This window comes from Streptomyces sp. NPDC047028 (genome assembly GCF_040644095.1).
Taxonomy (GTDB): Bacteria; Actinomycetota; Actinomycetes; order Streptomycetales; family Streptomycetaceae; genus Streptomyces.
On the sequence record NZ_JBEYVS010000063.1, the window covers coordinates 20,289 to 30,600 of the forward strand.

Annotated in this window: 8 protein-coding genes and 1 pseudogene; 4 read left to right on the forward strand and 5 right to left on the reverse strand. The window is 72.8% G+C overall.

The genetic code is table 11. The annotated features are described in order from the left end of the window. Nucleotides 1–19: 19 nt before the first annotated feature. Both ABZ854_RS34075 and ABZ854_RS34080 read left to right on the forward strand, forming a co-directional pair. A complete protein-coding gene (locus ABZ854_RS34075) occupies nucleotides 20–1,267 on the forward strand; it encodes a sensor histidine kinase (protein ID WP_361219002.1) in 1,248 nt (415 codons plus the stop codon). Beyond that, a complete protein-coding gene (locus ABZ854_RS34080) occupies nucleotides 1,257–1,916 on the forward strand; it encodes a response regulator transcription factor (protein ID WP_361219004.1) in 660 nt (219 codons plus the stop codon). Before ABZ854_RS34075 ends, ABZ854_RS34080 begins: the two co-directional genes overlap by 11 nt. Nucleotides 1,917–1,931: 15 nt before the next feature. Here ABZ854_RS34080 and ABZ854_RS34085 read toward each other — a convergent pair whose 3' ends face one another. The 5 genes and pseudogenes from ABZ854_RS34085 to glgX all read right to left on the reverse strand — a co-directional run bounded on the left by ABZ854_RS34085 (nucleotide 1,932) and on the right by glgX (nucleotide 7,472). Next, nucleotides 1,932–3,110, reverse strand: a complete 1,179-nt coding sequence (locus ABZ854_RS34085) for a glycosyltransferase family 39 protein (protein WP_361219021.1) — start codon at nucleotides 3,108–3,110, stop codon at nucleotides 1,932–1,934. 98 nt (nucleotides 3,111–3,208) lie between these two features. Further along, nucleotides 3,209–3,934, reverse strand: a pseudogene (locus ABZ854_RS34090) (dolichyl-phosphate beta-glucosyltransferase); the annotation flags it as partial. A gap of 79 nt (nucleotides 3,935–4,013) precedes the next feature. Next, entirely contained in the window at nucleotides 4,014–4,571 is a 558-nt protein-coding gene (locus tag ABZ854_RS34095) for a hypothetical protein (protein WP_361219006.1), read from the reverse strand. Between the two features lie 12 nt (nucleotides 4,572–4,583). Beyond that, a complete protein-coding gene (locus ABZ854_RS34100) occupies nucleotides 4,584–5,090 on the reverse strand; it encodes a SigE family RNA polymerase sigma factor (RefSeq protein ID WP_361219009.1) in 507 nt (168 codons plus the stop codon). A gap of 99 nt (nucleotides 5,091–5,189) precedes the next feature. After that, nucleotides 5,190–7,472, reverse strand: coding sequence for a glycogen debranching protein GlgX (gene glgX / locus ABZ854_RS34105; protein WP_361219012.1), 2,283 nt, complete (start codon nucleotides 7,470–7,472; stop codon nucleotides 5,190–5,192). Between the two features lie 132 nt (nucleotides 7,473–7,604). Between glgX and ABZ854_RS34110 the strand changes: the two genes are divergently transcribed. Beyond that, the gene (locus ABZ854_RS34110; RefSeq protein WP_361219015.1) at nucleotides 7,605–8,837 is read left to right on the forward strand and encodes an Ig-like domain-containing protein; all 1,233 of its coding nucleotides are present in this window, start codon (nucleotides 7,605–7,607) and stop codon (nucleotides 8,835–8,837) included. 147 nt (nucleotides 8,838–8,984) lie between these two features. Next, nucleotides 8,985–10,223 (forward strand): Ig-like domain-containing protein, encoded by a 1,239-nt coding sequence (locus ABZ854_RS34115; RefSeq protein WP_361219022.1) that lies wholly within the window; start codon nucleotides 8,985–8,987, stop codon nucleotides 10,221–10,223. Nucleotides 10,224–10,312 lie beyond the last annotated feature (89 nt).

Sequence of the window (10,312 nt, forward strand, 5' to 3'; positions counted from 1 at the left end):
CGTGCCGGACACTGGTCGCATGACGAACGACGCGCACCAGCCCCGGGCCTCCTTCGACACGTGGGGGCCCTGGGCGCTGCTGGCCGCCGGCGTCGTCGCGTCGGCCATCTCCGCGCGCCCGGTGGGCATGGACCGGACCGGGCTGACCGTCTGCGCCGCGCTCGTGCCCGCGGCGGTCGTGCTCCAGCTGTTCTGGGGGTGGGTGAAGCGCCGGCGGCCGGGCCCGAGCCGGACCGGGGTCTGCCTCTACCTGGTGCGCTGGGCCATCGCCTTCGTACTGACCTGGGCCAACCCGTTCTTCGCCTTCTACGCGGTCACGGGCTACTACACGGCCGCCCGCGAGCTGCCGCACCGCCTGGTGCTCCCCGGCCTGTTCCTCACCGCGATCACCATGGCCGGCAGCGAGATCGGCGGCTGGCCGCCGCACGGCCTGGTCCTGTGGGTCGGCTTCTTCCTGGTCCTGCTCGTCAACATGGTGATGGTGAGCGTGTTCACCCGGTACGCCCTCCAGGAACAGAACCGCTCCGCCGTCCAGGCCGAGACCATCACCGAACTGGAGCGCACCAACACCGCGTTGCAGCAGGCGCTGGAGGAGAACGCGGCCCTGCACGAGCAACTCCTCGTCCAGGCCCGGGAGGCCGGGGTGGCCGACGAGCGCCGCAGGCTCGCCGCCGAGATCCACGACACCATCGCCCAGGGCCTGACCGGGATCATCGCCCAGCTCCAGGTCGTCGCGGGCGCCACCGATCTGGCCACCGCCCGCACCCATCTGGACCGGGCCTCCGCGCTGGCCCGCCACAGCCTCGGCGAGGCCCGTCGCTCCGTGCACAACCTGGCCCCCGTGGCCCTGGAGGACACCGGCCTGCCCGAGGCGCTGAAGAACACGGTCAGCGAATGGGGCGAACGCACCGGGGTCCGCGCCGAGTTCACCGTCACCGGCACCGCCGAGCAACTGCACGACGAGGTCTCCGCGACCCTGCTGCGCATCGCCCAGGAGGCCCTCGCCAACGCCGCCCGGCACGCCCGCGCCGGCCGGGTCGGGGTCACGCTGTCCTTCATGGGCGACGAGGTCATCCTGGACGTGCGCGACGACGGCGCCGGCTTCGACCCGGCCGCGGTCCCCGCCCGCACCCGCGCCGGCGGCTTCGGCCTGGACGGCATGCGGGCCCGGGCCGAGCGCATCGCCGGTTCCCTCACGGTCGAGTCCGAGCCCGGTCACGGCACGGCGGTGTCCGCTCGCGTACCGTTGGTACGCCATGACCGCTGAGCCCACCATCACCCTGCTGATCGTCGACGACCATCCGGTCGTACGGGACGGTCTGCGCGGCATGTTCGAGTCCGCGCCCGGTTTCACCGTCCTCGGCGAGGCCGCGAACGGCGTCGAGGCCGTCGAGCGGGCCACCGCCCTCGGCCCGGACGTGGTCCTGATGGACCTGCGCATGCCCGGCGGCTCCGGCGTGGACGCCATCCGTGAGCTGACCCGGCGCGGAGCCCGCTCCAAGGTGCTCGTCCTCACCACCTACGACACCGACTCCGACACCCTCCCGGCGATCGAGGCGGGTGCCACGGGCTACCTGCTCAAGGACGCCCCGCGCGACGAGCTGTTCACCGCCGTCCGGGCCGCCGCCGAGGGCCGCACGGTGCTCTCCCCGGCCGTGGCCTCCCGCCTGGTGCACGCCGTGCGCACCCCGGCCGGCAACGGCAACGAGCCGCTGTCCGCGCGGGAGCGCGAGGTCCTCGCCCTGGTCGCGCGCGGCACCTCCAACCGGGAGATCGCCCGCGAACTGTTCATCAGCGAGGCCACGGTGAAGACCCACCTCACCCACCTGTACGCCAAGCTGGGCGTCAAGGACCGCGCCGCCGCGGTCGCCGTGGCCTACGACCGTGGCATCCTGGGCCGCGCCGACCGGGGCTAGGGTCATCAACGTCCTTTAGGGCACACCGAGTTCGAACAGCGCGTACCCCGCGTACGAGCCGGACGCCAGGGCCGTGATCGTCAGCACCGTGCACAGGACGGGCAGGCTGAGCCGGCGCAGGGCGACGGCCAGCGGGAGGAACAGCGGGAAGCAGGGCAGCAGGTAGCGGGAGACGTTGCAGAAGATCTGCTGACTGCCCAGGACCAGCGCCAGCGTCAGCACCGTGTACACGACCAGCACCGCCGGTGGGCGCAGCCTCAGCAGCAGGGGCAGCAGCACGAACGCCAGGAAGACGACCCCGACACCGATGAAGTCCGCGTACGGCCAGGCGAAGAGGTAGTCGAAGTGGCCCACGGGGACCGAGGTCAGCACGTCGAAGGTCTGCTCGCCGTAGTCGAAGGTGTGCGCCCAGGCGCCCTTCTGCAGCGCGAAGTAGCCGCCGTAGTCGCCCATCCGGTGGCCCACCCACCCCAGGTAGCCGAGCAGGCCGAGCGGGGCCAGGGCCAGCGACAGCAGCGGGCGCAGGACGCCGTCCCGGCGATCCCGCAGCGCGAGGAGGGCGGCGACCCCGAGCGCGGCGCCGAGCGCGCCCGCCGTGGGCCGGTTCAGGCCCGCCGCGAAGGTGAGGACCCCGGCGGTGAGCCAGCGGCGGGTCAGCACGGCGTAGCAGGCCCAGGCTGCGAGGGCGACGTACAGCGAGTCGGAGTACACGGCCCACTCCACGCCCGAGCCGGGCCACACCGCCCACAGCCCGGCCGCGGCCAGCCCGGCCCGCCGCCCGCCGAACCGCTCGGCCACGGCGTAGATCCCGAGGGCGGCGGCGAACGAGGCCAGGACCGAGACCAGAATGCCCGCGCCGTACGGGCCGAGGCCGGTGAGCTGCGAGGTCAGTCGCATCAGCGCCGGGTAGAGCGGGAAGAACGCGGCCGAGTTGCCCTGCAAAGTGATCAGACCGGTCGCCCCGGGGACGGGGACGAGCTTCGGGTCGTAGCCGTGCAGCGCGATCTGCTGGTACCACCACCCGTCCCAGGTGCCCAGCACGTCCCAGGCGTGCGCGCCGCCGCCGAACCGCGGGTCCTTCTTCTGGAAGTCCCCGGCCGACGACAGCAGGTACATGAAGGAGCAGAATCCGGCCAGCTTCAGCGCACCGAACAGCCCGAGCACCGGACCGCAGCGGCGCCCGGCGGCGCGCAGCCGCTCCCGCGCGTCCGCGAGGCCGTCCCGCGCGGCCGTCCCCAGCTCGGCCGTGGTCAGCAGCCCGGTCACGAGGCGCTCCTACGACGGCAGGGGCGGGCCAGGTCCCGGCGCATCCGGGCGATCCCGCGCAGGTCGGCCAGCGCCGTGGACACGATGTCGACCCGGCTGTCGGGGTCGTCCACCCAGTCGACGGGCACCTCGTGGATCCTGAGGCCCGCCCGCTCGGCCAGCACCAGCAGCTCCGTGTCGAAGAACCACCCGGTGTCCCGGACCTGCGGCAGCAGCCGGTCGGCGGCATCCCGGCGCATCGCCTTGAACCCGCACTGCGCGTCGGAGAAGCCCACGGCGAGCGTGCAGCGCAGCAGCACGTTGTAGCAGCGGGAGATGACCTCCCGGCGGGGTCCGCGCACCACCCGGGCACCGCGGGCCAGCCGGGTGCCGATGGCCAGGTCGGAGTGGCCCGAAATGAGCGGGGCGACCAGCGGCAGCAGCGCGGTGAGCCCGGTCGACAGGTCCACGTCGCAGTACGCCACCACCGGCGCCCGCGACGCCGACCAGGCGGCGCGCAGCGCCCGGCCCCGCCCCTTCTCGGGCAGCCGTATCCACTCCACCTCGGGCAGTTCGCCCGCGAGCCGGGCCGCGATGCGCGGGGTGCGGTCGGCGCTGGCGTTGTCGGCGATGGTGATCCGGCACGGGTACGGGAACGTGTCCCGCAGGTGCGCGTGCAGTCGCCGTACGTTCGGTTCCAGGTCCTGCTCCTCGTTGAACACCGGGACGGTCACGTCCACGACGGGCTCGTCATTCGTCATGTTCATACTCATTTGTTCTCGTTCGCAGGGCGCGCCGAAGGCACGCGGGGCGGGGGAGGGAAAGAAGGGAAGACGGGGCGCGGAAGCCCGGTCAGCCGGTCGGGGAGGGCGGGGCCGGCGGCGACGAGGTGACCCCCTCGCCGGGGGACCGGGACGTCGGCGCGTCGCCGGGGGCGGTCGCCGTGGCCGAACTCCCCGTCGTCGCGGGCGGGTCCTGGGCCCTCGTGGCTTCACCCGGGCCGGGCGGCAGGCTCGTCCCGGACGGGTTCGGTGGCAGGCTGGTCGCGGACGAGCCGGGCGGCTCGCTGGTCGCGGACGAGCTCGGCGCCCCGCTGGGGGACACGTCCGGCGAGGGCGACGTGGTCGCCGAGGGCGCCGGACTGATCGCCGGCCGGGGCCGCGGGGCACTGGGCAGGTCGTCGGTGGAGCCGTGCGGCCACAGCAGCAGTCCGAGACCGAGCCCGGCCACGGCCAGTACGGAACCCGCGGCCCGCCGTGCCGCCCGCACCCGGCGCCGGGCGCGCACACCGGCGTACAGCCGCTCCCGGTGCCGGGCCTCGAAGGGGTGGTGCTCCGTGCCGCCGCGCAGCAGCTCCGTCAGCTGTCGCTCGAACTGGTCCGTGCCGTTCACTCGCGTGGTGTCGTCCATCGGTATCCCCCCTCACCCCACCGGTTCGATGACGTCGGTCAGGAGCAGGCGCAGCCGGGCCACCCCGCGCGCGGCGTGGGACCGGGCGGTGCCCACCGGGCAGCCCAGGACCTCGGCCACCTGACGGTCGGGCAGGTCCTGGTAGTACCGCAGGACCACTGCGGCCCGCTGCCGCGGGCTCAGCCGTGCGAGCGCCGCCTCCAGCCGGGAGCGCTCGGCGACGGTCGCCGACATGTCGCCGGCGGCCGCCACCTCGGGGAGTTCCTCCACGGGGCGCTCGCCCCACCAGCGGCGTCGCGCCGAGCGGGCCGCGGCCCGTGCCAGCACCGTGCGCACGTACGCCTCCGGTGCCTCGTCGGCGATCTTCGGCCAGACGAACCACAGCTTGACCAGCGACTCCTGCAACAGGTCCTCGGCGCGGTGCCGATCGCCCCCGGTGAGCAGACGGGCCAGCCGGAACAGCACCGACCAGCGGGCCGCCACGAACGCGTCGTACTCACCGGCCCGAGCCTGCTCCATTCCCACGGTCCCCGCTCTCCCCGGCTGTCCACACCAGGAGAAAGGCCCTGGGGCCCCGCCGACGCTGCACCCGGCGCGGGTGATCCGCGTCACACGGTGTCAGCCGACCCGGAGCAGCAGCACCGACCGGGCCGGGACCGTGATGCCGGTGCCCGCCGGATGGACCGTACCCGGCGGCTCCGACTGGTCCTCGCGGGAGGTGTCCACGACGCACTCGTAGCGCTCCGCCCACGGCGGGCCGGGCAGCACGAACGGGGCCGGGTGGTCGCCCGCGTGCAGCACGGCGAGGAAGCTGTCGTCGAGGACCGGCGCGCCCCGCTCGTCCCGGCCGGGGATGTCCCGCCCGGAGAGGTACATGCCGAGCGTGGCCGCCGGGGCGTACCAGTCGCCCTCGGTCATCTCCGTGCCGTAGGCCGTGAACCAGGCGAGGTCGCGCAGCCCGTCGGCCGAGTGCGCGCGGCCGGAGAAGAAGGCGCGGCGGCGCAGCACCGGGTGCCGGTGGCGCAGGGCGGTCAGCCGGGAGGCCAGCTCGAACAGGGGGCGCCACTCGTGGTCGTCCAGCAGGGACCAGTCCAGCCAACTGGTCTCGTCGTCCTGGCAGTAGGCGTTGTTGTTGCCCCGCTGGGTGCGCCCGAGCTCGTCGCCGGCGACCAGCATGGGGACGCCGGTGGACAGCAGCAGGGTGGTCAGCAGGTTGCGCGTCTGCCGCCGCCTGAGCGCCCGTACGTCCGGGTCGTCGCTCTCGCCCTCGGCCCCGCAGTTCCAGGAGCGGTTGTCGTCCGTGCCGTCCCGGTTCCCCTCGCCGTTGGCCTCGTTGTGTTTCCGGTCGTACGACACCAGGTCGCGCAGCGTGAAGCCGTCGTGCGCGGTGACGAAGTTGACCGAGGCGTACGGGCGGCGCCCGCCCCAGGCGTACAGGTCGCTGGAGCCGGACAGCCGGTAGCCCATCTCCCGTACGTCGGGCAGGGCGTGGCGCCAGAAGTCCCGGACGGTGTCCCGGAAGCGGTCGTTCCACTCGGTCCACAGCGGGGGGAACGCGCCCACCTGGTAGCCGCCGGAGCCGATGTCCCACGGTTCGGCGATCAGCTTGACCCGGCGCAGCACCGGGTCCTGGGCGATGACCGCGAGGAAGGGGGACAGCATGTCGACGTCGTGCATCGAGCGGGCCAGCGCCGCCGCCAGGTCGAACCGGAAGCCGTCCACGCCCATCTCGGTGACCCAGTAGCGCAGCGAGTCGGTGATCAGCCGCAGCACCTGGGGCTGGACGACGGCGAGGGTGTTGCCGCAGCCGGTGTAGTCGGAGTACCGGCGGGGGTCGTCCTGGAGCCGGTAGTAGCCGCGGTTGTCGATGCCCTTCAGGGAGAGGGTGGGGCCGAGTTCGCCGGCCTCCGCGGTGTGGTTGTAGACCACGTCGAGGATGACCTCGATGCCGGCCGCGTGCAGGGCGCGGACCATCCGCTTGAACTCGCCGACCTGCTGGCCGGTCGTCCCGGACGATGCGTAGGCGGCGTGCGGCGCGAAGTAGCCGACCGAGTTGTAGCCCCAGTAGTTGCGCAGCCCCCGGCGCAGCAGGTGGTCCTCGTGGGCGAACTGGTGGACGGGGAGCAGTTCCACGGCCGTCACGCCCAGCTTGACCAGGTGCTCGATCGCGGCCGGGTGCGCGAGACCGGCGTAGGTGCCGCGCAGGTTCTCGGGGATGCCCGGGTGCAGTTTGGTGAAGCCGCGCACGTGCAGTTCGTAGATGACGGAGTCCGCCCACGGCGTCTTGGGGCGGCGGTCGTCCTCCCAGTCGTCGTCATCGTCGACGACGACGCCCTTGGGGACGTACGGCGCCGAGTCCCGGTCGTCGCGGACGGTGTCGGCGACGTGCTGCTCGGGCCAGTCCCGGACGTGGCCGTAGACCTCGGGCGGCAGCCGGCCGTAGTCGTTGCCCCTGGCGCCGTCCACCGCGCGCGCGTACGGGTCGAGCAGCAGCTTGGCCGGGTTCCAGCGGGCGCCCGTCCACGGGTCCCAGCGGCCCGACACCCGGTAGCCGTAGCGCTGGCCCGGCATCACGCCCGGCACGAAGCCGTGCCAGATCTCGTGCGTCAGCTCGGCCAGCGGCACCTGCGTCTCCCGGCCCGCCACGTCGAAGAGGCAGACCCGGACCGCCTCCGCCCCGGCCGCCCACAGCGCGAAGTTGGTGCCCGCGACCCCGTCCGGGCCGGTGCGGAACCGGGCCCCGAGCGGGGTCGGCGCACCGGGCCACACCGGTGCCGTGGGCGGAACGGCCCGGCGGGCGCCGTTCGTCGTGGGCGCGGGGAGCCCGTCCAGGGCGGCGGGGTGCCCGTCCCCGGCGGCACGCTCCCCGGTCCCGGCCCGCTCATCGGCTGCGCTCGTCACCAGTCGGCCCCTCTTTCGGCGGCTCGCTTCCGGGGCGCGACGGCTCCCCAACGCGTCGTTCTCCCCACTGTTCTGCCCAATGGCGGCGTCGCACTCACGTTTCCCCGGCGTGGCCCGGTCGTTGAGCCCCGCGTGAGGCACGCACAAGGACGCGCACGGCGCGCGGGGGCCGCGCTGGCCGCCGTACTGACATGGGCCGGACTGCTGGCCGGGGCCACCGGCTGTTCCGCGGACGGCTCCGGCCCCCTGGGCATCGACCGGGTCCTCGGCAAACCCCCGGCCCCCGAGGACTTCATCCGCGTCACCCCGGACGACGGCAGCAAGGCCGTCCGGGCCGACCGGGCGCTGCGGGTACGGGTGCCCGGCGGGCGGCTGGAGAAGGTGAGCGTCAGCAGGCAGCAGGACGCCCAGGACACCCCCGTCCCCGGTCACATCAGCGGCGACGGGCTGACCTGGAAACCGGACGACGACCGGCTGGCGCTCGCCGCCAGGTACACGGTCGACGTGGTAGCACTGGACGCCCACGGCCACCGCTCGGCCCGGCACACCACGTTCACCACGTACGTCCCCGGGGAGCGGTTCATCGGCTACGTCACCCCCGAGAACCGCGCGGTCGTCGGCACCGGGATGATCGTCTCCCTGTCCTTCAACCGGGAGATCACCCACCGCGCCGCCGTCGAGCGCGCCGTACACGTCACCGCCCGGCCGCCGGTGGAGATCCGCCCGCACTGGTTCGGCGACGACCGCCTGGACTTCCGCCCCCGGCACTACTGGAAGCCCGGCACCGAGGTCACCGTCGACCTCGGCCTCCGGGACGTCGAAGGGGCGCCCGGCGTCTACGGGTTGCAGCACAAGACGTTCACCTTCACCGTCGGCCGCAGCCAGGTCTCCCTGGTCGACGCGGCCGAGCACACCATGCAGGTACGGCGCGACGGGCGGCTGCTGGCCACCGTGCCGATCAGTGCGGGCGCCCCGAAGACCCCCACCTACAACGGCAAGATGGTGGTGATGGAGATGCTGGAGGTGACCCGCATGAACAGCCGCACGGTCGGCTTCGGCGGCGAGTACGACATCCCCGACGTCCCGCACGCCCTGCGCCTCACCGACTCCGGCACCTTCCTCCACGGCAACTACTGGTCGCCGGACGCCCCAGGGCACACCAACGTCAGTCACGGCTGCGTCGGCCTCCGGGACGTCAAGGGTGGCGGCTCGGACACCCCGGCGGGCTGGTTCTTCGACCGCAGCCTGGTCGGGGACGTCGTCGAGGTCGTGCACAGCAGGGACAAGAAGGTCGCACCGGACAACGGGCTCGGCGGCTGGAACATGACCTGGAAGGCGTGGACGGCGGGCAGCGCGACCATGTGACTGCGGGAAGTTGAAGTTGCGACGGAACGGTGACATTCGCCTGACACCGCTCTCAAAACCCGCCGGTTAACATGCCCGAAAGTGCGCGAGGGGGTCGCGCCGGGGTGTGGGTCCGAGCCGGGCCCGGGAGGGGAGAACGACTTGAACGTGCGGCCGATATCGGGGGCGTCGGTACGGGGGCGGACGGGCCGCGGGGGACTGGCACTCGTCGCCGGTGCCCTTTTGGTCTCCCTCACCGCGTGCGGCGGCGGTGACTCGGGGTCCGGGGCGGGCGCCGGATCAGGGGACGGCAAGGGCAAGGACGCCGCGGCCCAGCAGAGCGCGCAGTCGGCCGCGGCGGTCAGCATCACGCCCGAGTCCGGCGCCAAGGGCGTCGAGACCAGCGGGGCCCTCAAGGTGAGCGTGGCCAAGGGCAAGCTGACCGAGGTCGTCGTCAAGGACGCCAAGGGCACGAAGGTCGACGGCACCATCGCGGCCGGCGGCGCCTCGTGGACGCCGTCGACCCACCTGGCCGCCGCCACCGAGTACACGGTGCACGCGGTCGCCAAGGACGCCCAGGGCCGGTCGGCCGCCGAGGACTCCACGTTCACCACGCTGACGCCGAAGAACACCTTCGCCGGCTACTTCACCCCCGAGGACGGCTCCACCGTCGGCGTCGGGATGCCGTTCTCCGTCCACTTCACCCGGGGCATCACCCACCCCGACGACGTCGAGAAGGCCATCAGCGTCAAGACCGAGCCGGCCGTCGACGTCGAGGGCCACTGGTTCGGCAACGACCGCCTGGACTTCCGCCCCGAGAAGTACTGGAAGGCCGGCACGAAGGTCACCGTCGACCTCGACCTCGACGGTGTCCAGGGCCGTGACGGCGTCTACGGCAAGCAGCACAAGACGGTGAAGTTCACCATCGGCCGCAACCAGGTCTCCGTCGTGGACGCCGAGAAGCACACGATGAAGGTCACCCAGGACGGCAAGGTCGTCAAGACCATCCCGGTCAGCACCGGCAAGCCCGGCTACGACACGTGGAACGGCCAGATGGTCATGAGCGAGAAGTTCACCGTGACCCGCATGAACAGCGAGACGGTCGGCTACGGCAGCGAGTACGACATCAAGGACGTCCCGCACGCCATCCGCCTCACCGACTCCGGCACGTTCATCCACGGCAACTACTGGGGCGGCGGCGCCTTCGGCAACTACAACTCCAGCCATGGCTGCGTGGGGCTCCGCGATGTGCGCGGCGGCTACGACAAGTCCACCCCGGCGGCCTGGTTCTACAACCACTCCATGGTCGGTGACGTGGTCGTGGTCAAGCACTCCCACGATCGCACGGTCGACCCGTCCAACGGCCTCAACGGCTGGAACATGTCCTGGGCGGACTGGAAGAAGTAAGGGCACGTAGTGGCTGCTCGCGCAGTTCCCCGCGGGCCGGGCGGGGGGGGGGGGGGGGGTACTTCAAACCCCAGAAAAACCAAAACAAA

What these genes read in the sequence shown, in the direction of transcription:
- ABZ854_RS34080 (WP_361219004.1), top strand. Translation starts at nt 1,257, where the DNA reads ATGACCGCTGAGCCCACCATCACCCTGCTGATCGTCGACGACCATCCG.
- ABZ854_RS34075 (WP_361219002.1), top strand. Translation starts at nt 20, where the DNA reads ATGACGAACGACGCGCACCAGCCCCGGGCCTCCTTCGACACGTGGGGG.
- ABZ854_RS34100 (WP_361219009.1), bottom strand. Translation starts at nt 5,090, where the DNA reads ATGGAGCAGGCTCGGGCCGGTGAGTACGACGCGTTCGTGGCGGCCCGC.
- ABZ854_RS34095 (WP_361219006.1), bottom strand. Translation starts at nt 4,571, where the DNA reads ATGGACGACACCACGCGAGTGAACGGCACGGACCAGTTCGAGCGACAG.